This window comes from Nitrosospira sp. CT (genome assembly GCF_059489795.1).
On sequence record NZ_JCAHZJ010000020.1, the window covers coordinates 1 to 25,182 of the forward strand.

Annotated in this window: 20 protein-coding genes; 2 read left to right on the plus strand and 18 right to left on the minus strand. The window is 52.9% G+C overall.

Features of this window, described 5'->3' with window-relative positions:
• The 16 genes from AC52W5_RS03505 to AC52W5_RS03580 all read right to left on the minus strand — a co-directional run.
• A partial coding sequence (locus tag AC52W5_RS03505; protein WP_495669996.1) for a hypothetical protein occupies window positions 1–186 on the minus strand: 186 nt, incomplete at its 3' end.
• A gap of 119 nt (window positions 187–305) precedes the next feature.
• Window positions 306–1,157: a formate/nitrite transporter family protein gene (locus AC52W5_RS03510; protein ID WP_107762637.1), complete on the minus strand. Its 852-nt coding sequence runs from the start codon at window positions 1,155–1,157 to the stop codon at window positions 306–308.
• A gap of 37 nt (window positions 1,158–1,194) precedes the next feature.
• Window positions 1,195–1,818: a hypothetical protein gene (locus AC52W5_RS03515; RefSeq protein WP_133669655.1), complete on the minus strand. Its 624-nt coding sequence runs from the start codon at window positions 1,816–1,818 to the stop codon at window positions 1,195–1,197.
• Complete coding sequence (locus AC52W5_RS03520) at window positions 1,815–2,429, minus strand: SCO family protein (RefSeq protein WP_495669997.1); 615 nt, start codon at window positions 2,427–2,429, stop codon at window positions 1,815–1,817. The genes AC52W5_RS03515 and AC52W5_RS03520 overlap by 4 nt, the downstream gene beginning before the upstream one ends.
• A 30-nt stretch (window positions 2,430–2,459) precedes the next feature.
• Window positions 2,460–3,947 carry a cbb3-type cytochrome c oxidase subunit I gene (locus AC52W5_RS03525; RefSeq protein ID WP_113067865.1) on the minus strand — a complete coding sequence of 496 codons (1,488 nt, stop codon included), beginning with the start codon at window positions 3,945–3,947 and terminating at the stop codon, window positions 2,460–2,462.
• Window positions 3,948–3,959: 12 nt separating this feature from the next.
• Complete coding sequence (locus tag AC52W5_RS03530; protein ID WP_081363578.1) at window positions 3,960–4,487, minus strand: cupredoxin domain-containing protein; 528 nt, start codon at window positions 4,485–4,487, stop codon at window positions 3,960–3,962.
• Window positions 4,488–5,481: 994 nt separating this feature from the next.
• Entirely contained in the window at window positions 5,482–7,368 is a 1,887-nt protein-coding gene (locus AC52W5_RS03535; RefSeq protein ID WP_495669998.1) for an asparagine synthetase B family protein, read from the minus strand.
• A gap of 129 nt (window positions 7,369–7,497) precedes the next feature.
• Window positions 7,498–8,730 (minus strand): pyridoxal-dependent decarboxylase, exosortase A system-associated, encoded by a 1,233-nt coding sequence (locus AC52W5_RS03540; protein ID WP_495669999.1) that lies wholly within the window; start codon window positions 8,728–8,730, stop codon window positions 7,498–7,500.
• Window positions 8,727–10,322 carry an acyl-CoA ligase (AMP-forming), exosortase A system-associated gene (locus tag AC52W5_RS03545; RefSeq protein WP_495670000.1) on the minus strand — a complete coding sequence of 532 codons (1,596 nt, stop codon included), beginning with the start codon at window positions 10,320–10,322 and terminating at the stop codon, window positions 8,727–8,729. Before AC52W5_RS03545 ends, AC52W5_RS03540 begins: the two co-directional genes overlap by 4 nt.
• A 54-nt stretch (window positions 10,323–10,376) precedes the next feature.
• Window positions 10,377–11,726: a PEP-CTERM-box response regulator transcription factor gene (gene prsR, locus AC52W5_RS03550; protein ID WP_495670001.1), complete on the minus strand. Its 1,350-nt coding sequence runs from the start codon at window positions 11,724–11,726 to the stop codon at window positions 10,377–10,379.
• 45 nt (window positions 11,727–11,771) lie between these two features.
• On the minus strand, window positions 11,772–13,853 hold the full coding sequence (prsK, locus tag AC52W5_RS03555; RefSeq protein WP_495670002.1) for an XrtA/PEP-CTERM system histidine kinase PrsK: 2,082 nt from the start codon (window positions 13,851–13,853) through the stop codon (window positions 11,772–11,774).
• A gap of 22 nt (window positions 13,854–13,875) precedes the next feature.
• Complete coding sequence (locus tag AC52W5_RS03560) at window positions 13,876–15,267, minus strand: TIGR03013 family XrtA/PEP-CTERM system glycosyltransferase (protein ID WP_495670003.1); 1,392 nt, start codon at window positions 15,265–15,267, stop codon at window positions 13,876–13,878.
• 528 nt (window positions 15,268–15,795) lie between these two features.
• Window positions 15,796–16,461, minus strand: a complete 666-nt coding sequence (locus AC52W5_RS03565; RefSeq protein WP_495670004.1) for a LuxR C-terminal-related transcriptional regulator — start codon at window positions 16,459–16,461, stop codon at window positions 15,796–15,798.
• Between the two features lie 27 nt (window positions 16,462–16,488).
• Window positions 16,489–16,974, minus strand: coding sequence for a response regulator (locus AC52W5_RS03570; protein ID WP_074975067.1), 486 nt, complete (start codon window positions 16,972–16,974; stop codon window positions 16,489–16,491).
• Between the two features lie 78 nt (window positions 16,975–17,052).
• Complete coding sequence (locus tag AC52W5_RS03575; protein ID WP_495670034.1) at window positions 17,053–17,853, minus strand: S1 family peptidase; 801 nt, start codon at window positions 17,851–17,853, stop codon at window positions 17,053–17,055.
• Between the two features lie 89 nt (window positions 17,854–17,942).
• On the minus strand, window positions 17,943–18,200 hold the full coding sequence (locus AC52W5_RS03580) for a DUF2024 family protein (protein ID WP_074708876.1): 258 nt from the start codon (window positions 18,198–18,200) through the stop codon (window positions 17,943–17,945).
• Window positions 18,201–18,531: 331 nt separating this feature from the next.
• Between AC52W5_RS03580 and AC52W5_RS03585 the strand changes: the two genes are divergently transcribed.
• On the plus strand, window positions 18,532–20,211 hold the full coding sequence (locus tag AC52W5_RS03585; protein ID WP_074975066.1) for an OprO/OprP family phosphate-selective porin: 1,680 nt from the start codon (window positions 18,532–18,534) through the stop codon (window positions 20,209–20,211).
• Between the two features lie 98 nt (window positions 20,212–20,309).
• On the opposite strand, the gene AC52W5_RS03590 is transcribed toward AC52W5_RS03585, so the two are convergent.
• Together AC52W5_RS03590 and AC52W5_RS03595 are read right to left on the minus strand one after the other, a co-directional pair.
• Window positions 20,310–23,522 (minus strand): DUF748 domain-containing protein, encoded by a 3,213-nt coding sequence (locus AC52W5_RS03590; protein ID WP_495670005.1) that lies wholly within the window; start codon window positions 23,520–23,522, stop codon window positions 20,310–20,312.
• A 138-nt stretch (window positions 23,523–23,660) separates the two neighbouring features.
• Entirely contained in the window at window positions 23,661–24,032 is a 372-nt protein-coding gene (locus AC52W5_RS03595; RefSeq protein ID WP_495670006.1) for a DUF2784 domain-containing protein, read from the minus strand.
• Between the two features lie 131 nt (window positions 24,033–24,163).
• Between AC52W5_RS03595 and AC52W5_RS03600 the strand changes: the two genes are divergently transcribed.
• On the plus strand, window positions 24,164–25,141 hold the full coding sequence (locus AC52W5_RS03600) for a sulfite exporter TauE/SafE family protein (protein ID WP_074975063.1): 978 nt from the start codon (window positions 24,164–24,166) through the stop codon (window positions 25,139–25,141).
• Window positions 25,142–25,182: the final 41 nt, after the last annotated feature.

Genomic DNA, 25,182 nt, shown 5'->3' on the forward strand with positions numbered 1-25,182 from the left:
AAAGTTGGCCCACGTGGCGCCCGCAAACAGCACCCCACACGCAAGCGTAACCAGCCTCAGCCAAGGCTTCATTAACATCTGCTTCTCTCCTTTACTCCGTAATGATGTTGTTGTGTCTGGATACCGCGTCACCGCATCCATTCCGATACGGCCTTCCCTCGCTACATATATCCATGTCTCAGCCAAAATCCCGCGCAATTCCCGGGCCAGACTAAAACAGCGCGTAGCCTAACTGGACAGATACCCTGTGTCAAGGAAATTGAACATCGCGACGCGAGGCGCCGCGATGTTTCAGGGATATTTCTTTAAGGCGCCGTGCGCGTCGCGCCGGTCACCGGCTTTTCTTCTGTGACAGCAGGATAAGGAGCAGACTTGTTGACATAATGCAACACCAAGCCCGTCAATACTGCACCCCCCACGATATTACCGAGCGTTACCGGAATCTGGTTCCAGAACAGCCATTGCCCGACAGTGATGTCAGCGCCGAGGAGAATAGCGGTGGGCATGACAAACATGTTTACGATGGAGTGCTCGAAGGCCAGGGCAAAAAAGGTTGAAACCGGCAACCAGATAGCGACCACCTTACCAGTAGCGGACGTGGAAATCATGCCCAGGATGGTACCCATCGCCACCATCCAGTTGCATAATATGCCTTTCACGAAGGCGGTCACCCAGCCGTTTGCGCCCGCGTGCTCATATACCAGTGTTTTGGAAATGGCCACAGCAATGATCTTTTCCCCAAGTGCACCATGCCCCTCGACAAACGCTTCGGTCAAGGCGATAGCGAGCAAGAAGCCGACAAAAACACAGCCGAAAAAATTCCCGATATATACCCAGGTCCAGTTGCGGAACAATTTATCGAGTGTGGTTTTACCCCGCAGCACGCCGACGGGCAGCACTGCGAAATTGCCTGTGGCAAGCTCCATGCCGAGCAATATGATCATGGCAAAACCGACCGGGAAGACGGCGCCTGAAACGAGTGCACCAACGTTTTCAGGAAGACCGGCGGAAACCTTGAACGCAAGAGCAGTGCCATACGCCAGAAGGGCGCCTGACATGAAGCCTTTGACCAACATCGTACCCACGTCTAGTCCCGCCTTTTTCTTGCTGGCAGCTTCCACCTCTTCCATGAGTTTCAATGGCGGATGATAGTCCATACTTTTCTCTCAATTCTCCTAACGGAATGTTTACGATTTATGCGAATGTTCTGCCTGGTCCGCTTTGATCGGGTTTATCCGGGCCAACACCGCCACCTACTAGCAAAGTCCCGAGCCACCAAAAGAAAAGCAGCACCGAAGCTATGACCATATACCACCCGGCATTCTCCTGATCATTCACCAGGTAACTGTTGCAGACACGCACAGGCGCAACAATATATAACCATCCGAGTACCGCCAGCATACTGAAAAAATTGGTCCAGACAAAGCCCCGGCCAATAAGGGTCAGGCGCCTCCAGGCCAAAACCAGAGGAAAGCCAACGAGAAATGGTAAGCTCAGGAATTTTGCCACTTCGGCCCATGGATCTGTCAGTGCTGCATCCAGCGCCCGAGGAAGCATCCAGTAACTTGAAGCAAACAAGGCCGCTATTACACAAGGCCAGGCGCCCCCGAACCGGATCAGGAGAGAGTCCTGCGTACGCCTAGGTACCAAGCGGGCAGCAATGATTCCGATTACTACAAGCAAAGGCATCTGCACCAGCATATGCCTGCTCATGGAGACTTCCAGCCAGTCTCGTGCAATAGGTGTGGCAAGGAGCAGGTAGAACACTCCAAGCACAAGCGCGCTTCTGCCGGGGTGATGAGATAGGGTTGCGATCATAGCAATGCTACGACTTGCTCGGCGAATGGAACCGCTTTATCGATATCGCTGATCAGCCTGAGTCTTCCATCCCGCCCAACGAGATGGAGAGCGGTGTTATGCTCGAATCCGCCGAACTGGTCCGGTATCACGATAATGCCGAACGCATCCAGCAGCGATTGAAGCTCCGCCTTGTCCTGTACTCTTGCGATACGCCAGATCTGGCCGTCGGCACCATAGGTTTCGCCATATTTCTTCAAATTGGCGGGATCGTCGTGCTCAGGATCAAAGCTGATGCTAAGCAGGGCAAAATCGCGTCCCAACGCCTCCTGCGGTATCAGGTCCCGAATCTGCTTGAAGATCATGCCCATGCTGCGGCACAAGGTGGTGCAGCGCGTGAAGATGAAGTCTACCGCAAGCAACTTGCCCTGGTAATCTTTCAGGTGAAAGATTTTTCCGTTCTGATCTTCAAGTGTAACATCTGGCAGCGCACGCGGGGAACGAAGTATTTCCACGCGCCTTGCCGTTTCGGCCGTAAATGCCGTGAACCCGTCAGTGCCCCACCAAAAAACCCATGTGCCCAGCGAAGTCACTAGCGCTGAAATAAGTACGCTGCGTTTTGCCAGGCTCATGGGTTATGTCACGTCCTTACCATGCAGGTATTATGTAGCCATACTTCGCGCAAGAGAGGCACGTTGATAATCGCGACTTGCCAGCCCCAACCGCGTAAGAAAGCGGAAAATGAATACTAGCACGGAAGCGATCAACAGCATTACGAAATATGAAGCAATTTTGTCGTAAGGCACCCATTCCGGAAGATGCTCCGCGTAACGGCGCGGCGCGCTGATTTTCCCCGAATAGAGGAAGCTCATGGTGAAGCCCATCGTGCCGATAACGAATCCCCAGAAAGCAGCGACGTCAAGGGCGCTATCCGGCGCATTCTCGTTCGGCTTGCCAAGGTAATACATAAACCCGAAGACCATCGCAACCATGCCGAGCAACAGATAGGTATGGAAGTGTCCGGGCACCCACAACGTGTTGTGCATGACATAGTTGACCGTGATGGTGCCGTCGATGAATGCGGGCATGGCTCCGACCGCCCAACCGAAGAGCGACACGAACAGCAGTCGTGAGCACATATCCCAGCGAATGCCCGAGCGGTACACGATCATCATGGCGCCATAACCCGTAACGATCAGAATCGGGAAGGTATTGAGATAACCGATGATGTGACCCATGATCAGGAACCACTTGGGAAAGGCATAATCCATCAAGAGGTGGTGCGGGAAGATGAACATGACCATGATTGTGGAAGCAGTCCAGGAGGCAAGAAACACCTTGTTCGACTTCCACGGGCGTTGCGTATAACGCGGCAAAATCTCGTAGACCGCAATCACCGCCATGTAGATAACTGCATTGATGAATACATGGCCAAAGAAATAGATCATACCCTTGGCCAGTAAGGCATCAATTTCGAAAGTCGGAACATAAAGATTTACCAGCATCATCACCAGAATGCTGGCACCAACCACCAGACCGACCAGGTTAACGATGGTGACCATGGTGCTGGCGACAACCGCTGGCGGAGGTGCATTGCCATCATCGGGGCCGAAAAGCTGGGGCCAGCCAAGTCCGCGACCCAGACCGCCATAGCGGCTGATTATTGCGCGAGCGATATCCAGATGCAGCAGGACGAAGCCAACGCCAATCACGAGTAAACCACCCATGAACAGGGCAGCAGCACCCGGGGTCCACATTCCCATCGAATTTCCAGGCAATGGAAAGAGGAATGTCCAGGCTGCATGAAAATCGCCCAGCAGGACGCTTGCCAGGATCATGACGACACCTGTCAGGAACAGGATCAGGTTAGCCATGAATATACCTGTCGACAGATCGACATATTGGCGCAGAAAATGCCACATGATCGCTGCTCCGGCCAGCGCGACGATACCCACCATTCCAGCGCCGTGCAACGTCATGATTTTATAAAACCAGAGTGCCCCGATTGAGATCATTTGCGCCTGCTCCATCCTCATGAGCAGACCGAAAAGCATCATCAGTAGCAATACTACACAGGAGATGACCAGATAGGCCAGCACCCCCGCCTTTGCTCCCTGATCGGGAACTGGGGTATAAGTATAAGTTGCCATGCTTATTCCTCTCTAAGATTTGCCAACTTTGATTTCGGTCATCATATTGTGGTGGGCAACACCGCAATACTCCATGCACAGCACCCGATACGTACCCTCCTTCGGGAAGGTGATGTGGATTACGTTGGTGTAGCCGGGCATTGCCTGGGTCTGAGCAATCAGGCGCAGGTCGGGATCATAAATACCGAAACCATGGTTTACGTCGGCGCTGGTGACACGTATCTCGACCGGCTGATTTGGCTCGACCTGATCGCGGTCCATTTCCCAGTACCACATATGACCGTTAACATTGATAACCTGGGCAGGACCGCTACTGGCCACCGCCTTGGGACTGTAAGGCAAGTCCATCAGGTTGTAGATCATTGCCGGGAAGAATACAAATGCCACTGCCCAGAATAATTTGGTGCGGAAACTGTATGCCCGCTTCACCAGCGGCCCGTATTCTTCCTCGCGTTTGCCGGAATTGATGGCGACGAACACAACACCAAAGGTGATCATCAGCATCAATACAAGGGAAACCTGCCACGCGGTTTCTTGCATTATATTCTCCTTCTTTCTGTATATTTCATTTTAATACCCAACCCAGTTAAAACATGGAATATCGGCCGACAGGAGGCCCGAGTGCATGCGATGATCATGGCGTGAGTGAAAATGTGCTTTTTTCAGGTGATTTTCCAGATTGCATGAGAATTCGCCCGGGAACACAGACAATCCCGCCAAAACGTTCACGCAGCCGCGATGCCTCCGAAACTATTCATACTCACCTTATTCTGACCAGGAAGCGACGTAGATTTGACATGCATCAGAATATCCTACCCAGTCAATACCGTCAGAAAAAAAGATAAAGAACCATTATCGAATAGCTGAGCCTGCAATCTCCACGCCTTTTACCTCTGACCCCGCACTTTTTACCGCTTGTCGTGGCCTATCATGCAGTTGTATGCAGGCGAAAAAAGCAGTATTTCCGAACTTCTTTCGCGACCATTGAACAGCTGACTTGAACTGTTCCACTCCTCTTGCCGGAAATAATCCTTTCCGATCCCACACTAACAATATCATACCCGCAATACCCATACTTGCTACGCTGGTATGCATATTGATTACTGCGTGAGGGCTGGAGTATGCTGGATGAAGAGTTCGATGTCAAGCGCGATATATAGACGGTTCAAATCCGTAACCATAGGAAATGTAGGGTTAAATTCTCTCGAAAGAGATCATGAGCAATGGCAGTTTCAATCGCTGCAGAAGTCTTTTCCGGCCCCTTGACGCGGCGTCCTTATGCTTTCAGCCATGCCGCCATGGCATAGTACTTTTCCACACAAAGCGGTGTCCGCGGAGCCAACAGTCAGGGCAAGGGATATTCAGGAGCGCCTACTCACTTATTCAGCACCTCCTGGGCCTGCAATCCTCCTGATGCCTGCGAATAGAGCTGATGGAAGTTCGCAAGCTCGGCATCCGGACTATGGTCGGAGGACGTACAGGAGAAGCGTTTCGTGCCTGGAAACCCAGCTGATCACTGTTACTTATCCGGTTCTCATGCCTGAGAATGTATTACACTTCGAGGGGAGTCCTGTCGCTGCCTGTACCATTGCTCCAGCATCATCAACACCCATACCATGGTACCGTGATATCCGGCGTGCTCCTCCAGGTGCTGCTGCAGCAGCTTCTCGATAAAGTCGCCGCGGATGACGTTTCGCGATTTGAGATCACTCAGACTGTCCCACGCCAGGTCCTGCAGGTTTTTGTGGGTTTGAAGCCACACCCCGAAAGGCAACCCGAAGCCATGTTTTTGCTTGGCAATAATATCGTCCGGCAAAAACCCTCGCAGCGCTTCCTTGAAGAAGTAGCGCAACTTCGTTCCCTTGAGCTTCAGGTGAGGCTCGAGCCGCAGGGAAAAAGCAACGATCTCATCGCTGATGAGCGGAAACGCCACATCCATTCCCGCCAACTCGCACGCCTTGGCTACCTTGGGCAAGTCGTTATCGGCGAGCGTGAATTTGCGGTCAAAGGCAAGCATTTGATTTATCAAACTTCCCGTGCCATTCTCATGGTAAATCTCGTCCAGCAGGCGCGCCGGATAACCCGGATTTACCGCATCGAGAAATTCAGGGGTAAAAATAGCTTTGCGCCCGTAGCGTTCGAGAAGATTATAAGTCTCGGTGCGCGCTGGCATGGGAATGGACGCCTGCTCGACATAACTGCGCGCCTTCCGTATCAGGGGAAGCGCACCAGGAAGACCAAAAACGATTGGCTCGATGAGTCCTTGGCGCAACAATAAGGGAGCCTGCTCATATAGCGAGAAAATGTATTGCTTGGCATAACGTACGTTACCGCCAAAAAGCTCATCGCCCCCATCTCCGCCGAGCATTCTGCTGAGGCCGTCGGATTTTGCCATCTGCGCGCAGTAGTAGGCGGGTAACGCGGAAGAGTTACCGAAAGGCTGGTCGAATACTGCTGCAACCTGGGGAATGGCGGAGACGATATCCTCCGGTGTAACGTAGTACTCCTGATGACGGGTACCGAAATGCTTGGCCGCGATCCGGGCATATCCCATTTCGTCATAACCCGTTGCATCGAAACCAATGGAATAGGTGCGTGCTGGCTGCCCGCTCACTTCCCCCAGTATCCCGGCAATCGTCGAACTGTCGGTTCCGCCACTGAGAAACGCTCCGGCTTCGTCATCGCCGATGGCGGTCCGCACGCTGGAATGCAAAACTTCCATAAATTCCTGCTTGAGTTCCTGGAAGGGACGTCTTTCATCTTCCCGAAACCGCATCTCCCAGTATTTTCCAGTCTCGATGCCGCCCTTACTGTAGACGAGATATTCGCCTGGCAGAAGGCGTTTCTGGCGCTGATAAATGGTGTCAGGACCAGGCACCATGTGAAAGTAAACGTAGTTATACAGACTCTGGGGGTCGATTTCCGACCTGATCGAAGGATGCAAGCGGATGGCATCCGTTGACGAGGCAAAAATCAGGCCCCCGGCTAAAGTCTGGTAGGAGAGTGGGTAAGTGCCCATGCGGTCTGTCGCCAGAACGACCTCATTCGCATGTTCATCGACAATACAGCATACAAATGCACCGGTCAGACTCTCGAAAATCTTTGTGCCTCTTCCGCCTCCTCCACTCCTTTCCCGCCAATTTTCAGCCAGCGTCTTCGCTATGCCTTCGCGTTGCGCCTGTTCATCCAGACGAGGTTCCAGAAAATTTCCCCGCCCCCACAACACGGCAAGAAGTCCATCCCTCTGATAAATGTGAGCGCGCCCGTCCGGAGCAGCGATTGCTAAAGCACTGTTCCCGCTCGCGCACGCGTGCAACTTACAATTGTCAAACCGTACGAGCGGGCTAGCCATTTGCCGGACCAGCGCCAGGTTTTCAGAAACAGAATGGCTATATCCCAGCCAGCCGCATAGTCCACTCACAGGAATTCTCCACCTTTTCTTGGCATTGTGCTTCTCGTTATCTGATGGGTTTTTTTGTGGATTATTTGCTTTTTGCCGTCCCCTTGGTCAAAAGGCATAACAGTCTCATGCATGACAGTGCTGAATCTGCTAGACCAGCACTTCCATGGGCGGCGGATGACTGAGAAACGCGGTAGGACTGGCGGTCAAGCCGTATGCGCCGGACTGGAATACGACGATAAGATCGCCTGCTTCTGCCCTGCTCATCTCCATGCGGTCGGCCAGAAGATCCAGCGGTGTGCAAAGCGGCCCCACCACCGAAACAACTTCCCTGTCGGTTCCCTGTACCCGATTTCCCACTACGACCGGATAATTCTTGCGTATCACCTGACCGAAATTGCCGGAAGCCGCCAGATGATGATGCAATCCGCCGTCCGTGACCAGAAATATCTGCCCTCTGGATTCCTTGCGTTCGAGCACCCGGCAAACGTAGATGCCGGCCTCCGCCACGAGGTACCGGCCGAGCTCGATTACGATGCGCGCCTCCGGCAGTGCTTGTCTCACTTCGGGCATGAGGCGCCGCAGATTCTCGCCAACCGCCGCTATATCCAACGCTTCATCCCCGGGAAAATAAGGCGTGCCGAAACCGCCGCCTATGTTCAGCATGCGGACTGGAACAGGAGCATGTTTCGCGAGTGTAATGCCCAACTGGAAGGTCTTTTCATGTGCTTCCTGCAGGGCTGCCACTCTCAGATTCTGGGAGCCGCTGAAAATATGAAACCCTTCGAAATCGAGTGCCAGTTTTCCCAATCGGGCCAGCATGCCGGGAACGCGTTCGGCATCCACTCCAAACTGCTTAGGACCACCACCCATTTTCATGCTGGATGATTTAAGTTCAAAATCCGGATTGACGCGAACGGCCACTTTCGGACGAATCCCAAGATAATCACCCAGGGTGGCGATTCGCTCCATTTCCTGTTCGGATTCCATGTTGAGAACGATGCCGGCGGCAATGGCGCAGGAAAGCTCGCTGTCCATCTTGCCCGGGCCGGCGAAGCTGATTTCGCCGGGTGGCATGGGAGTATCGAGCGCAATCTTCATTTCCCCGGCTGAAGCGACGTCTAACCCATCCACCAATCGAGCCATATACTGCACAACGGCCGGCATGGGATTGGCTTTCATCGCATAGTGCAAGTGAATTTCCGCAGGCAGATGCTGACGCAGGAGCTCCACGCGGTCCGTCAGTCTTTGTCGGTCATACACATAGAAAGGTGTCCTTCCTACGCGCTGCGCCAGGCGTGTGAGAGGCAACCCTCCCACCTGAAGGCAATCATCGTTTATGGAAAATTGAATGGACGCGTGTCTTGGCCGAGGATCCGTCATGCGCCGGGTTCCATGAAAATATTGTGCAATTCCTGTGCGAGACGCTTGCGATCGATCTTGCCATTGGGGTTGCGCGGCAAGCTACCCTCTCTGTACTCGATCCGGCTGGGCAGCATGAAGGCTGGAAGATGAGTCTTGCACGCAGCCAGCAACGCATCCTCGTCAGGCTTCAAACCCGCCCTGGGAGTCGCAATCAGGACAATAGCATGGCCCAGCACAGGGTGAGACACCCCCACCGCGGCGACTTCTCCCACCAGCTCCGTGCCATAAACGACTTCCTCGACCTCCGTCGGACTGACACGATAACCGGATGTCTTGATCATTTCATCGCGACGCCCGATAAAATAAAGAAAGCCTGCTTCATCCATGCGGACCGTATCTCCCGACCATACTGCCAGTTCGGGGATAGTCAGACCCGGCTCCCGGCAAGGAGCAGGTTTGAATCGCTCAGCGGTTTTTTCCTTGTCATTCCAATACCCCATGGAAACGAGAGGACCTCTATGCACCAGCTCGCCCGGTTCACCCGGAGCGCAAGGCGACCCGTCCTCCCGCACCACCAGCACCTCAGCATTGGGAATGGCCTTGCCGATGGAGTCCGGACGGGTATCGACTTCTTCGGGTGGAAGAAAGGTGGAGCGAAAGGCTTCGGTAAGCCCATACATGAGAAATACGGCGGCATGGGGCAGCATATTGCGCAACAGATCAAGCGTCGCGCGCGGCATCGCGCCGCCGGAATTGGTGATATAACGTAACGGAATATCCTTCGGCCAGCTTAATTGCGCCAGTTGAATCCACAGAGGGGGAACCGCAGCCAGCCCTGTAATCTTTTCTTCCTTCAACACATTGATGATATCGCGGGGGAGCAGATAGTTCATCAGAACACCGGTCGCTCCGACGCGAAACGCGGTAGTAAGCTGACTCAGTCCGTAATCGAAACTGAGGGGCAGCACAGACAGAATACGGTCGTCCGGAGTGTTCTTCAGATATTGCGATACGCTTGCCGCGCCCGCTACGAGATTGCGATGGGAAAGAACGACTCCTTTCGGCTTCCCTGTGCTTCCTGAGGTGTAGAGGATAGCAGCCATGTCAGCATCGGTGGCGCGGTGTGGAATTGTAAGCTCATCAGGGCTGCCGGCGGTGATAATGTCATTCCAGGATACGACAGTCAGACCGGCAACAGGCATGGCATCCTCTGTCTGATCGGTTACGATCACTGCATGGAGATCGTGGCATTGAAGCAGCACTTCGACAAGCAACCTCAGCCGCTCGGCCGAAGTCACGAGAATTCTTACGTTACAGTCCCGCAGGATGTAGGCCACCTGTTCGGGTTTCAAAAGCGGGTTGACTGGCACGAAGACGCCTCCCGCGGCCGCTGCCCCAAACAGACTCGTCACTGCCTCTATGCGTTTCTCAAGGTAGACGGCGACACGCTCGCCCCGATCCAGCCCCAGTGCCAGCAGACCTTCTCGCACCGCGCTGATTTCGTGCGCAAGATCAGCGTAACTCACCCTGTTTCGCCGGTAAACCAGCGCTTCCTTATCTGAAAAGCGACTGGCAGATTCGAAAACGAGATCCTGGATAAGGTGCGTCATTGGAAGCAAGCCTGTTGACTGTAATTTTGATGCGGAATGCGCGTCTGCATGGTATTACTTCAAACCGTGACGATTCATCAGATCATAAATAGTGGGACGACTGACGCCCAGCAATTCAGCCGCCTTCACCACGTTTCCGTCTACTCTCGCCAATGCTTTCATCAGTGCATTGCATTCTGCCCTGTCCCGTATCTGGCGAAGATTGATAGGCTCAGCTGCGCTTGTGTTGTACAGGCCCAGATCATCCGCACCGATTACCGAGCCCTCTGCCATAATGACTGCGCGCTTGATACAGTTCTCCATTTCACGCACGTTGCCAGGCCACGAATGACTTTCAATGGCAGCCAGCGCTTCCTGGCTGAAATTCAGAGAGGAACGTTTCTCCTGCATGCAAAACTTGTTCTTGAAATGATGGGCAAGCAGCGCGGCATCCCCCACCCGCTGCCGCAAGGGAGGAATGGTTATCACGATTTCACTCAAGCGGTAATACAGATCTTCGCGAAAACGTCCATCCTCGATCAGTTTCTTGAGATTCTGATGAGTGGCGCATACCACGCGCACGTCCACTGGTATTTCCTTCCGACCACCTATTCGCTCGATCACCCTTTCCTGCAAAAAACGGAGAAGCTTTGCCTGCAAGGACATGGGCAGATCGCCCACTTCGTCAAGAAAAAAAGTGCCTTCGTTCGCGAGTTCGATTTTTCCGGGCGTCTGCTTGACGGCTCCCGTATAAGCGCCCTTTTCATAGCCGAACAATTCACTTTCCAGCAACGACTCCGGGATGGCTGCACAATTAATGGCCATGAAGCGCTTCTCCCGCCTGGCGCTCAACTGATGCAGCGCCCGCGCCAGAATTTCCTTGCCGGTACCACTCTCGCCCAGCAGTATAACTGTAGCATCCGAGGGCGCAACTTTTTCCACGTTGCGGCATATCTTGCTCAAAACGGGATCGCGGGTTATGAGGCCGCTGATGGGAGAGTTCATCTGGGCCTGCAACAGGTTGCGATTCTCCTGCTGCAAAGCATAGAGATAGTATGCCCGTTCTATCACCAGACTCAGGATATTGGGATCAAAAGGCTTCTGATGAAAGTCATAAGCCCCTGCAGCGATAGCCTTGAGAGCATTTCCATGGTCCTGATTTCCGGTGAGGACAATTACCTTCGTATCCGGCACCAGTTCAAGTATCTGTTCTAGCGTAGCCAAGCCTTCCGAAGCGCCATCCGCATCGGGAGGAAGGCCCAGATCCATGGTAACAACGGCGGGCTCATGCCGTCTGACCAGAGCAAGCGCACTTTCGCGGTCGCTTGCCACCAACACTTCATAAGCATCAAAGCTCCAACGCAATTGACGTTGCAATCCAGGATCATCCTCGATCACTAACAAACTCTTCTTATCCTGACTCATTCAGTCCTCTTATTACCGGTATTACAGTCCCTCGAATTCATTAAATCAGCCGACCTTCTGAATGCTCGCAGTCCGCCCTTCATAAAGGGGCAGAATGATCCGGAAAATCGTACCATTCGAGGCACTGCTACTGACTTCCACCTCTCCGCCCAATTCGGAAACGTACTCCCTGCTTTCAAAAACCCCTATCCCCATGCCTGCCGACTTGGTCGATTCGAAAGGTTTGAACAGCTTTTCACGAATGAATTTCTCGCTCATGCCATGTCCTGTGTCTTTTATTTCTATTACGGCAAAATCATTCTTTCGCATTAGCCGAACCCATACTTGTCCATTGCGCGCAGTGGCTTCAATTGCATTTTGAATGAGATGGCCAACTACACGCTCCAGGCGGGCAACGTTTGCATATACGGAAAGACCAGGATCCAGTATCTCGAGAACAGGTTTGGGCTCGGTAATAGACTTGCTTTTCACCGCCTCCTGCAGCAACTCGGCAATAACGAGGGGGGCGGGATTCTCCGGCGAATCGCCACTGCTCAATTTTTCCAGGAGACGCCTCATCTTTTGCACCGAGAGATATACGGTTTCTATCATGTCCTGCTGAAATTCGGGATTTTTCCTGTGCTTCTCGGCATTCGAGAGCAAGAGGGACAACTGTGAAACGAGATTCTTGAGATCATGCACGACAAAAGTCGACATCCGGTTGAAAGACTCGAACTGGCGCGCAACCATCAGGGCATTCGCGGCCTCGTGCTGCGCCAGATAGCTTGCTGCCTGTTTCCCGGCGACCTTGAGCAGGTCGCTTACTTCCCAGTTCAACTTGACCTTGCTCCGCGGTTGGACCAGCACTACGAAGCCGAGCAATTTTCGATGCTGAATCAGCGGCACGACCAGCCATGCCCTGGAAATTGCGTGCAGCCATTGGGGCAGAGGGATTGCGTACTTCTCGGGACCTGCTGCGTATTCTCCCAGATCGATTACCCACTCCCTGTTTTCCAGAAATTGACAGAAGGGACCGCTTGATGGCTCCCCCCCGCCTACCGGCGGTATATTCAAATGCGTGACAGGTTCAAAGATTTCCGATTCCTTTCGGATCCACAAGCTTCCGCCCGGGCTTTCCACCAGTTGCGCCAGAGCCTGGATCACGCGCTCCTCCAGCCCATGCTCACCTTCAGCGAGAGTGCGGGTAAAATGCAGCCATTCTTCCCGATAGTCATAGTTGTAACTGAAAAAATGCTTACTGATGAAGACCCTGAGCCAGGAGCGCAGTGTTCCGGAGAATAGCACCGCCAGAAGAAGAACGATTGCGCCAAACAGGAAACTGACCTGCATGACAGTACCCCAGCTTCCTCCGAAAAATCGAAGGTAGTAACCGGTGGCAGCCATTGCCAGCAAATAAGCAGCGGCGCCGAACAATGCAGCCGAGTAGAAAAGAATTCGGCGCGACACGGCGATCCCCAGCGACCAGTCGGGATTGCGCGCAGCAGAAACCGCTATAAGCGGAACGACCAAGGCATTGATTATTCCACGTGCTGCCCATATCTCGGGATTGATCTGCTTGAGAAGCAAAGCATCACTGTAGAGGTAAAAATCGTAAGCAAAGATACCCCCGATGCCGAGACACGCAAACTTTATGCCCCATCGCTGTCGTAGAGGGGTGTTACGATAAACCTGCTCGACGAGGATCATGCCCAGTATGGCCATGGCAAGACTTCCGACAATATTGCTCGTGAAGTCAGTCGTTGCGTGGAACGCAAAGTCATCCTTCCCATGGGAATACACCGCCACAAAAAGACAACCGGTATATAGCAGCGTAATGGCCGTGAGAGCTGGGGAAGTTCTTGTGCCGGAGGAGTTTTTTTCCTGCTGGTGGAGTCCCAGCAGCACGATCAGAAAGCCTGTCCATCCAGCATTTCTGAGAATCTCCAGCATATCCGATGAGAGGGAAAGAGGAGCATTCTGGTTTGCCTGATAAGCAAAGAAAGCGGACCATAGTACCGAAAGCAGGCATGCGACAAGGAGCATCATGCCATGGAGCCGCCCTCGCCAGCTTGTAAGCAGGAGCGCAGCCAAGACCAGATACGCCATTCCAGCCATTGCATAGCTGGCGCTGGCTACCGTCGTCAGCATCTCGGGCTATAGTTCCTCGAAATCATCTTCCACCCTTGCCTAACAGGACAACCTCAATGGTTTCTATCAGGATAATGACATCAAGGAACAAACTGTGGTTCTTCACATAGTAGAGATCGTACTGAAGCTTTTCGATTGCGTCTTCTACTGAGGCTCCATATTGATAGCGAACTTGCGCCCATCCCGTTATTCCCGGTTTTACGCTGTGCCTGACGTTGTAATAGGGAACTTCCGCGATCAACTGGTTTACGAAATAAGGTCTCTCCGGACGTGGCCCGACGAAGCTCATATCTCCGTTAAGCACGTTGAATATCTGGGGAAGCTCATCGATCCTCAGTTTGCGGATAATTCTACCGACACGTGTCACTCGCGGATCATTTGTCAGCGCCCACTGCGGCTTCCCCCCCTTCTCGGCATCATTCCGCATGCTGCGAAATTTGACCACCATAAAGGTCTTACCGCCCTTTCCCACCCTTTCCTGGCGGTAAAAAACTGGCCTGCCATCCTCCAGAAGAATACAGAGGGCAGTGACAATCATGACGGGTAACGTAATAATCAACAGTATGCTGCTGGCAACCACATCAAAAACACGCTTGATAGCGGTTCGGAGGGGACTCTGATCGAATCCTCCGCCAAAAATCAGCCAACTCGGGTAAAGGGAATTGACGCGAATCTTGCCTTGTTCACGCTCGAAAAAAGCGGCTGAATCAGTAACCTTGACACCGTTCAGCTTGCATTCCAGCAAATCCTGTATCGGGAAGCATCCTCCTCTGCGTTCCTGGATCGCGATGATGATCTCCCTCACCTTGAGACGGTTTACAAGGGATATCAGGGAATCCACTCTGGGCAATACCGAGCCGGCCGGAACTTGCAACTCTTCATCGGGCAGGGGAACGAAACCGACGATCTTCAGGCCTCGATGCCTGGAACTATCTTTCGCCCGATCGACGAACTCTCTGGCCCTTCCGCCTATTCCCAGCACAATAGCCTGGGATTCGAGAAGCCGCAGGCTCGACCATTTAAGAAAAGCCGCACGCATCAGGAGAATGCCGGAAAAGGCAAGGAGCATTACCAGTCCCAATATACCTCGCCCGAGATAGAGATCGGGCACCAGATAGAATATCAGGGTCATGATCCCGAATCCGGCCAATAAGGATGGCATCAGGCGGAACAGAGTATCCTTCATATCCAGCCGCGAATCGAGCTGATACAGTCCCATCGCGGCCATGCACAGGATCATGACAAAAGCAAAGGTGGCAGCTTCCGGAAACAGGGAGGAGAGGGAAAATGGTTCAGCGTAGTTAAAAAAACGAAGGCCTGTTCCAAGATACACTACGAGCATCAGCGCGAATACTTCCGCGCCTATGAGCAGGACTACCGTTCTTGATATGTAATGATTAGAAATACGAAACAATTTTCACTCCTCATCCTGTGCCGCAATGAGCAAGGCAACTCGCGCCGCCTCTTTCAGCCGTCTCTTTCCTTTTGTCGAACCGAAGATCTGGCCGGGAGACTCAGGCCCGATACATGCGAAAAATTATCTGCCGGCTTAAACGCACTGCTTAAAGTACTACTGGGCCGCCCATCCAATTCGCCGGCAATTCTCCGATGCCAGTAGCGGCGTATCACGCCATTCCTGCGCTCATAAGCATTTAACTTCCTAGATTATATGAAACCTTCTTCGACGGAGTATCCGTTTTCCGAACTGGATACACTACATCATATCAATTTCTACAGCAGGGACAATTGGACTTTAGTACGTCGAGAGCGGAAAGTAGCGTTGTCCGGGGCGTTGCGGTCATTCCGCATAGAGCCCTGCGAAAACATGGAAAGGAGAAGTGGAACAGAAACCAGCAGGAACCAGAGGTAAAAAGAATATCGGGGTTGAAGTATTGGACGGACTATTGGCTATTGAGCGAAATCTGGCCGCGGAGTGAAACACTCAATGGCTCATTTTCGAGGAGTCCCCGGGGTAGATGGATCCTTTGACAATCAAAGCTAGTTTGAGGCGGTCGGCAATATCCAGCTTGCGAAAGACTTCCGTCAGGTGAGCTTTTACCGTCCGCTCCGTAATATCGAGCCGGCGAGCAATCTGCTTGTTCGTTTCACCGTTTCCCACAAGCGTTGCAATTTCATATTCACGTTGAGTCAAATTGGCAAGCAACTCTCCAACCGCCTGTTTGATTTTGGTCTTTTCCTGGGTGATGGTAACAAGCTCATTCAGCAGATGCCAGCTGAGCGTTCTTCGAATCCAGAGTTCGCCGCGCTGCACCGCTGCCACTACACTTTGTAGCTGCTCTCCGTCGATATCGCGCCGACAGACCCCCCTGACACCGGTTCTGAATAACGCCCACTCGGCCTCATCCGGAAGGGAGTGACTCAAGACTATCACCTTAGCCTCCGGATGCAATTTTATAAGCGCCGAAATTCCACCTGGAGCGCTCAATTGCGGCAAATCATAATCCAGCAGCAGGACTGAAGGCTTTAAACGAGCCAGTTCGACCTTGAGAGATTCAAGGTTGGTCGAGCAGAATATTGGGGACAGGGTGTGCACCCCCTGTTCCCAATGACACAGATCGTCCTGAGAAGCGCTAGCCAGCAGGATCAAGGAGTTCTCCCGGAAAAAAGCGAGTCATCAGTGCAGCACTCTATCCATTATCTTGCCCAACATCCCCCGTGTCACCCAGATCTCGCCACGGTCCACGACACGAACAGCCTTCAAAAAATAAAAAGGATCAGCCTCATGACTCAGACAGCCGCGCGCCCCATTCGCCAGAGCCTGGATGACCTGTTCCTCCTGAACCGATTTATCGGTCAGCAGTAACACGAGCGTTTCAGGACAGGTCCGATGTAAAGCTTCCAGCAGCGCGCATTCCCTTTCAATGGATAAATCGAGATTGACAAAAAGAATACGCGGCTTGAATTGGGTAATCCTGGCAACTACCTCTTCAGTTGATACAGGATTTTTATGAGGTTCAGGCTCATGGCCTGCAGGAATGTCGTCCCGGTCGGACATCACATCTGTCAACACCTCGATACCCGGTCCTCCCTGCAAAGACTGTTCCAGTTTCGCGCGCCTGCCGGCGTCAGTGTCTGCTATTGCCACGGTAACGGTTTGCATTGTTTCTCCTTCCAGTTACTTCTCAACTACCCAGAAATCAGTCGATATTGCAGATATGAGCAGTTTTCAATCACGTCTTTACTCCGGTTCGATGCGACGCAGCAGTTCCTGGATGTAGGTCGCAGGGATAGCATACGTTATGCCGCTCGGATTGCTGAGCGCCGCCTCCTTCTTCCCTTTTACGAATACCATGTTGATTACGCCATAGACCACCCCAGACTCGGGATCATAAAGCGGACTCCCGCTATTGCCCGGATACGCAGTGCCGTCGAGCTGAAAAACCGCATAAACGGGCTTTTGTAACTGGTTGATCATCTTCGCGTCGAGCTGCCGCGAATTATGCGCGGGCAAAATAATCGGCGTGATGGATGAAACCATGGCACGATGGGTAACCGGGTAAAATCCAAGAACCATCCCGATCGGGAAACCGGTGAAAACCAGATTCTGCCCTTCACGCACCTTGCGCGCATCTCCCAGTTCCATGGCTGGCAAAGCCGCGCCGGAAATTCTGAGCACCGCCAGATCGTGCTCCTTGTCGATTGCAGCAATATCGGCAGACCTGAGTTCGCCCTGTTTTCCCCTGCCGGTAATGACGGTATATGACTCATGATTGGCAACGTCCAGTCCCTCGGGAACAACATGGGCATTTGTAACCACATGGAGGCCATCATTCAATACAAAACCGGTTCCGAGGAAATTCAGAGCGGGCGAACGTGTCTTCTGGAAAGTACCCACCCCTACGATCGAGGGCTTGACACGTTCAATAGTCTTGACAAGGTCGCTACCCCAGAGCGGGGTAACGAACATGAGCGCCAAAACGCTGAAGCATTGAACAGAGCCGATGTAGAGAACCAGTAAGGCTTTGCGGATGTGCATCATCCCTCGAGTTGAATTCATTTACAACTTCAACCGATCCCCCTGAGACCTCCTCCAGTTTCTTCCTGGATTGCTCGCAGCGGCCCGCGGGCTCATCTGCATCCTTCCATCTTGTAGATGAAGTAGCCGTCCTTGCTGATTGCTTCCTCGACATTGGCAGGGGCCTTTTCGCTGTGGCAGAACCTGCACTCCCTGCTGCTAACCGTTGCATCGCCTTCGCCAACAGAAGTCAGCCACTGCTTCGCATACTCGATCGCTTTCTTGTCGTCTCTCGTGTTTGTAAACACGTCAAAGTGCATCGTGCGGCCATCCTTGGCTTTCACCCAAGTGTCATATACATGCATTTCCATAAGCTTTCCTCTTCGATGGTTTCAAGTCTTACCAGGGTTGGTAATTCAATAACAGCACATAGACTATCACGGCAAAAGAAAAAGTGAAATGTAGCGCATGCAGAGCCATTGTTTTTCTATGTCACTTCATTATATTGCCTCCTGTCCGCAGCCGCTTCCGGTTCAAAACAATGCGCGATTGACATGACGTCAAACACTTCTCAGGCGCGCTGACCTGGCCCGAAATCATCAGGTTTGTCATAAAACTGTGACAAAACTGCAATGAAACGGACATCTGCCGGAATTATTCTCCCCTCGGTTTTTATCAAACCTCCGAAAAGAGAATAAACCGATGAAATTACGCAAGCTTACACTGGCACTCGCTACCGCCCTGGGTTCAAGCTTATCGTCCGCAGCTTTCGCCCTTGATCTTTATGTCGATACCAAAACCGAGCAAATTTATGCGAAACCTGCACCCGGACGTCTGCATATCGGTTCTTTCGTAAGAGAAGAGGATTCTCCCGCAAAAACTGCCGGTAAAACCAGTAAAACTGCTGAAGCACCGATGGAAAATTCCGATGGTCGGATAGCTGAAGGGGCAGCCGAAAAAACGGATCCGGCAGAACTGATGGCAGCCCGTAGAGACATCGAAATGAAGGCAAAGATGCGGGAAGCGCGTCTCGTCAGCGATATGGCATCACTGGAAGAGCGGGTCAAGCAAACTGAAAAAACCAGGATGAAGTATGGACCTGGATTGCATTTTGAAAGTGCTGACGGCAACTTTACTGCCGAGGTCGACGGACGCCTGCAAGCTGACTCGCAATATAACATTACCAATGACGTCCTGCCGCCCGCGCCCAATGATCGTCCTTATGAACTGAACAGTGGAGCCAATATCCGGCGTGCCCGTCTCGGTGTGGAAGGCACGATGTTCAAAAAATGGGACTACAAGTTCGAGTTCGATTTCAGCCGCGGAAACGGATCGGTGGCATCGGGGATAACGGACGCATTCATCCGTTATAACTTCGATAGTCCGTTATCAGTAAAGGTAGGGTCGTTCAAGGAACCGTTCAGCCTGGAGGAAGCAACCAGCAACCGCTTTCTGACGTTCATCGAACGGAATATGGCGGTGAATACATTTCTCGATAATCCCAACGTCTACAAGACCGGGGTGGGCGTCAACTATGCCGTGCCCCGTTGGCAAACCGGTATCTCCTTCCAGACCGAGCCGGTGGGAAGCTGGTCCAGCGCCTCGACGTCAGTCAATCCCAATGGCAACAACAGTCGCAATAATGGCTCGGGCGACACCAGCTGGGAAGGAGTCGGCCGTATTTCCGGCAGGCCCTGGATGGAGAGCGAGACCAAGTTCTGGCATGTAGGAGCGTCAGCAGCGTATACTCGGGTCAACACCCAATACGAAGGGGATGGCGACTTCGCCAATGGCGGAATGAGCTTCGCATCTTTTCCCGGCGCCAACGTTGACCGAACCAACGTGCTAAACACCGGCAACCTGAGTTTCGGCAATAAGAACGACCTGAACTCGCGTCGGGTGGAAAGCTATACTCGTTGGGGCACAGAAACTGCCTTGGTCTATGGTCCGTTCTCTGCGCAGGGAGAGTATCTGCAAACCCATATAAATGGCCATGGCTACAGCGGGGAATCGTTGTTCGGCTTCTACGGTTACTTAAGCTATTTCCTGACCGGAGAATCTCGTGTCTACCACGTCAAGAATGGCGCATGGAACAGAATAAAGCCTTTCCAGAATTTTCAGCTCGCCGGCCCGGGCTGGGGAGCCTGGGAAATTGCCGCGGGATACGATTACATGAATATGAATGACGGAGCCATCAGGGGTGGAAAGGCGAATCTCATCAAGTTCGGTCTGAACTGGTACCCTCATTCCAATATTCGTGTCATGACCAATTATGTCCATGTTCTCGATATAAATACTGCGGGCGTGGCGGACCGCCGCAGCGCCGGATTTAACAATGCCAACCTTGATATGTGGCTGACACGCTTTCAGGTGGATTTTTAAGGCTACCAGGAAATACAGTGGCGCAATAGCGTGAGCGGCAGAAGCGGACATTTCCGTAACTGATCGGAGCGGAAATGCCCGCTTCTGCCGGGCGGGGCTTACCTGAGCGAGAACTCCACGCGGTTATCCGGCTTCTCACGGTTCGTTCCTGCTTCAACTTTCGGCGAAAGTACGAAAATTCGAGCGTCAGGGATTTTCCCATGCTCGATCAGCCAGTCGCGTGCGCTCATCGCCCGGCTTTCGGCAAGCCCCTGTAGTTCTGCATCACCTGCGTCGATATTGGCAAGCATCAGCTTCTCCATCTCCTCCGCAGGCAGGCTTTTTGACAGCCCGATGAAGTTTTTCGGCTTCTCGAACTTGGCATCCTTGTAAACCTGCTCCAGGTATTTTTCATATTCCTCCGGCGTCAGGGTTACATCATCCAGAGAATCGTAAGATTTTCCCTTTTTGATATCCACTGACAATTTCTCCGCCTTGATTTTGCGTTCAAGTACACGCCGCTTCAAAGGCTCCGGATCACTCGAAGCATCGGCATGACCGATGATTTCGAGATTGAGTGCTGGCCGATCTGTCAGTGCCTGGGCTAACTTCTGGAGTTTTTCTTCTGCCTCTGGCGGAATCTTTACCTCACCCGCGGGAAAATTGATCTCCGATAATTCTTCTCCCCCGAAAAGCGATCCGAGCACCGTGAAAGGCGCCGTGGCTGCCTTGGTCAACAAGTTGAGGATTGCCTTGACGATTATCCCCCCCAGGCTGAATTTCGGATCGTTGATGGAACCGCTTACAGGGAGACGAACATCTATTTCTCCCCGTCGGTTTTTTAGCAGTGCCAATGCAAGGTTGACCGGAATCGATAGTGCATCCGGACTTTCGATTTTCTCACCGAAAGTCAATTGATCAAGGAAGATGCTGTTTTCCGCTGTTAACTCGCCGTGTTCGACATGATAGTGGACGTCGACCGATAGTTTGCCTTTCTCGATTGCGTATCCAATATATTTCCCGGAATAGGGGCTGAATGTAGGCATATCGATACCTTTGGCCGAGGCCGTAATATCAAGGTAGAGTTCTCTGCCGAAGGCATCGACCGACCCGCTGATTTTCAATGGCGCCGTTTTATCTACCGCGCCGCGAATATCCACTTCCCCGGCTTTCCGGGGATGGAGGGGTCCTATGCGTCCTGCCAAGTCGGTCAAGTAGGCGCGATAGTTGGGTTGGATGAACTGATCCTGGAAATTGACGTGTCCTCCTTGCATCACGATACGGCCTATGCGGACAGGGAGACTCTTGCGCGGGGGCGGCTGCGAAGGAACAGGCGCAGGTGATATCTCAGCAGGTGTGCCCGCCGGTTCCGACTCGGGCCTCGATTCTGGCTCAGGCGTCGTTGCCGGCGCAGCAGCAGCCTGTGAGGGAGAAACCGCTGTTTCCTCCTGCCGCACTATATATTTGAGATTCAACTCGCCTCGGGGAGTAACGACGACATGGGCAAAAAAGTCAGTAAGCGTAATCGAAGCGGCGTTGATGTTGAGAGGTTCATTGGCAAACTCGATACCCTTGATATCGACACTTCGCCAACGCATGAGGTTGGTGGCGTCCGCCTTGTCCAGCATGTTGAAATTAGTGAGCCTCCCATCCCCGCGCACCGCCACTTTTAACGACGATGCCTTTTCTCCCCGTGTCCGCTCAGGTCGCTTCTGTCCCTTGCCGCCATCGGCTTTGATCTTGCCGCGGAAGGACAACGCTCCGCGCGAGAACAGCACATTCAACCGGTCTCCGGCCCAGCCTTGCAATGCAACAAGGTCGACATCCTTGGCATCGACTGCCAGATCTGCTACGACCGGCGCCCAGGCAAGGGATCCTTTTGTTTCCAGGCTGCCTGTTTTGTTAACTTCCGCCTTGAGCTCGAGCTGGGAGGGCGCTGCGCCGCTGAAGTCGATCTGGTTAACTGTCAGATCAAGAGCATTGACCACCATGGGGGCTACGTCCGGCAAAGTGGTATCTTCAAAGCGCAGTCCGGCATCCGCCAGCCTGAAGCTTCCGAGTTTTACCGTCCATGGCTTACCTGTGGCCGCTTTGGGAGAAGGAGGAGTAGAGGATTGGGATGCCTTTTCCGCCTTGTTTATCGGAGTAAAAAGCTTGGCAAGATCGAGCCGCCCGTCTTTATGGCGTTGCAATGAGGCATTGAAGCGATCCAGGGTTGCAGCGCCGAGACTGACATTCTTCTGTCCGGTATCGACCACGATCTCATCCAGCGTTAGCTTTGGCAGGTTGAGTGTGGGTTCAGTGCTGCCTTCTGGCGACACCGCAATTTCCGTCAAGACTACGGCAACTCGCGAGGGCTTCACTGCATTCAGGTTTATTTCAGTCAATTGAACGTTGAATTCGCCCAGCGTGGCGGCATAGGGCGCCTCCACCGAATGATTCTCCACTTTCAGCTTCTTTAAGGCGGCATTGCCTGTGAGAACCAAGGCAGGCGATTGGCCGTCGACCTGGGTAAACGTCAACAAGAGCTCGCTGTCAAAATACCCGGAGAGAAGGCGAATGCCGACTGGAATGGGGGAATACTCGTCTATCCGTGTCAGATCCACATCGCTCAACCTGATCTCAAGTGTCGCTTCACGATTTGTGGTGAAAGGCCGCAGCTTCCCGGTGAGATTGAACGGAGCGCCGTTCACCCTGGCGCTGAAGCGCGGTTCCACCCATGTTTCCTCCGCGCTTTCGAAATTGGCGATGAAAGGTACACCGATTTGAATGTCGGATATCTCCTGCTGACTTTTTTTCACATGGTCGACGAATTCGAAGCGGCCGTCTTCGATAACAATATTCCGTACCGAGAACATGCTCTTGCCGTGCTCTTCCTCCTCTTCTTTCGGCCGTTTCATGAAGTCTTCTATCAGGTCGGTGATATTGAACTGCTGCTGCCCTTCACGAACGAGACGCATAGTGGGCCCTTTGAGCGAAACCGAACTGATCACGGGCGCGCGATGAGCAATAGAGGCAATACTCAGGTCGAGGTAAAGTTCATCAAAGGAAAAAAGATTCTTGTCTGCGTCTGCGCTTGTCTCTTTTTCGCCTATTCGAAAACCACGCACTGTCAACTCCAGCGTATAGGGCTGAATGTCGATCGACTGTACAGTAACGGGGCGGTGCAGAACATCCGATAAAACAGCTTCCAGCTTCGCCTTGGCATATCCGGGCAACCAGAAATAGCCGAGCAGACCAAACAGGATGATTATCCCGGCGAAAACACCCAGACCGATTCTGAAACGACGGTGGCTGATGAAGCGATGCAAGAACGTTGTGAGGGAAGACATGAATGAGAGTTTTCGGAAAGTAGCTGCCCGGTGCGCAAAAGGTAAAAGGGTATAGAGGCTTCAACCTCCCATGTACATGAACTTCTTTCTATGCATGACTTTACGCCGTGCAGAAAAGCCGGTCAATTATGACTGGAATCATCGCGATGAGCGGCGCGGCTGCGGCGGAATGAGTCGGAAAGTAATGACCACCAGGAGCGCAAACAATACATAAGCTACCAGAAACACCCATTCCGGAAGATCATGGAAGAGGATGAGGTGCAGCCAGCGCTCGATGAAACCGGTTTCGGTTGCCCTCCCACGCAACGCGTCTTCCAGCCATGTCAGCGGACATACCACGCCAAGAAGGAACTCGGCGGTAACGTACAGGATAGCGGCAAGGTGGGTAAGCCGGAATCTTCGATTTCGCACAAAGCTCACCCCTATCCAGTTACCCACCCAGATCAGGGGCAAACCGCCGACGACAAACAACACGAACAGAAAATGAATGACTAGGATGATATCGGCCATCTGTCGAACAGGTTTGTGGACTGATCCGCTCCCGAAAATAACAAAAGAATAAACATATTCTATTAGGTTATTTCTGGATATTTACGCCTGTCGGTATAGTGTGGCGCTTATAGAAGAGACAGGAATAAGGTATGAAGATTCGCAACCTGGATCTGTCAGGCAACCCGATCAATATCGAACATCAGCAATTGGGAATTCCTCCCGTCGAGGAACCGGTCTCCCATCCCGGCACTCACCCGCTCCTTCACGCGGCGGCCTGGTTTGCCGTCGCAGTGTTGATCGTATTGACCCTTTTTCTGGCAGGTCGTTTTTTTATTTCCAATAACTGGTTCGGGGGCTGGCAGATCATTGGCGAAACCCTGAGCAGCAGCATTTTCTGGAATGCTGCGATAGTCGGGTTCTTCGCCCAGGTCGTGGATGGCGCGTTGGGAATGGCTTATGGGGTGACAGCCACCACTTTCCTGCTTGCTTCGGGCGCCACACCCGGGGTTGCGAGTGCCAGCGTTCATATCGCCGAGATTTTTACCACCGGCGTTTCCGGCATTTCGCATGTCAAGTTCGGCAACGTGAACAAGGATTTGTTTGTCCGGTTGCTCGTACCCGGCATCCTTGGCGGTATCCTGGGGGCAGTGCTGGTGACGCAGGTCGATGGGGCCCTGTTCAAGCCCTATGTTTCCGCGTATCTGTTGCTGCTGGGAATTTACATTCTGAGCAAAGCGTTCCGGTCTTTGCGCCTGCGCAAGAATCCGCCGAAGCATGTGGGAAAGCTCGCCCTGTTTGGCGGATTCGTCGATGCGGCAGGAGGCGGCGGATGGGGGCCGGTGGTAACATCTACGCTGGTCAGTACGGGAAACGATCCGCGCACGACTATCGGCTCGGTCAATTTCGCTGAATTCTTCCTGACGCTGACCGGCGCCGCCGTTTTCACCTTGCTGATGGAAACCAATACATGGCCCATCATCGCGGGACTGGTCTTTGGGGGTTTGTTCGCCGCGCCGTTTGCGGCAGTTCTGTGCAAAAAGCTGCACGCGAAGACCCTGCTCATACTGGTGGGCACGCTGATCATTATAACCAGTCTTTATAACCTGTACAGGGCGCTCGGAGGCTAGGGCAGAAGCCGGAGGAATACGATCGAAATGCAATCTTCCCC

Excerpts from the sequence above, each read along its gene's own strand:
- AC52W5_RS03510 (WP_107762637.1), bottom strand. The coding sequence starts at position 1,157 with ATGGACTATCATCCGCCATTGAAACTCATGGAAGAGGTGGAAGCTGCC.
- AC52W5_RS03515 (WP_133669655.1), bottom strand. The coding sequence starts at position 1,818 with ATGATCGCAACCCTATCTCATCACCCCGGCAGAAGCGCGCTTGTGCTT.
- AC52W5_RS03520 (WP_495669997.1), bottom strand. The coding sequence starts at position 2,429 with ATGAGCCTGGCAAAACGCAGCGTACTTATTTCAGCGCTAGTGACTTCG.
- AC52W5_RS03525 (WP_113067865.1), bottom strand. The coding sequence starts at position 3,947 with ATGGCAACTTATACTTATACCCCAGTTCCCGATCAGGGAGCAAAGGCG.
- AC52W5_RS03530 (WP_081363578.1), bottom strand. The coding sequence starts at position 4,487 with ATGCAAGAAACCGCGTGGCAGGTTTCCCTTGTATTGATGCTGATGATC.
- AC52W5_RS03540 (WP_495669999.1), bottom strand. The coding sequence starts at position 8,730 with ATGACGGATCCTCGGCCAAGACACGCGTCCATTCAATTTTCCATAAAC.
- AC52W5_RS03545 (WP_495670000.1), bottom strand. The coding sequence starts at position 10,322 with ATGACGCACCTTATCCAGGATCTCGTTTTCGAATCTGCCAGTCGCTTT.
- prsR (WP_495670001.1), bottom strand. The coding sequence starts at position 11,726 with ATGAGTCAGGATAAGAAGAGTTTGTTAGTGATCGAGGATGATCCTGGA.
- prsK (WP_495670002.1), bottom strand. The coding sequence starts at position 13,853 with ATGCTGACGACGGTAGCCAGCGCCAGCTATGCAATGGCTGGAATGGCG.
- AC52W5_RS03570 (WP_074975067.1), bottom strand. The coding sequence starts at position 16,974 with ATGCAAACCGTTACCGTGGCAATAGCAGACACTGACGCCGGCAGGCGC.
- AC52W5_RS03575 (WP_495670034.1), bottom strand. The coding sequence starts at position 17,853 with ATGATGCACATCCGCAAAGCCTTACTGGTTCTCTACATCGGCTCTGTT.
- AC52W5_RS03580 (WP_074708876.1), bottom strand. The coding sequence starts at position 18,200 with ATGGAAATGCATGTATATGACACTTGGGTGAAAGCCAAGGATGGCCGC.
- AC52W5_RS03585 (WP_074975066.1), top strand. The coding sequence starts at position 18,532 with ATGAAATTACGCAAGCTTACACTGGCACTCGCTACCGCCCTGGGTTCA.
- AC52W5_RS03590 (WP_495670005.1), bottom strand. The coding sequence starts at position 23,522 with ATGTCTTCCCTCACAACGTTCTTGCATCGCTTCATCAGCCACCGTCGT.
- AC52W5_RS03595 (WP_495670006.1), bottom strand. The coding sequence starts at position 24,032 with ATGGCCGATATCATCCTAGTCATTCATTTTCTGTTCGTGTTGTTTGTC.
- AC52W5_RS03600 (WP_074975063.1), top strand. The coding sequence starts at position 24,164 with ATGAAGATTCGCAACCTGGATCTGTCAGGCAACCCGATCAATATCGAA.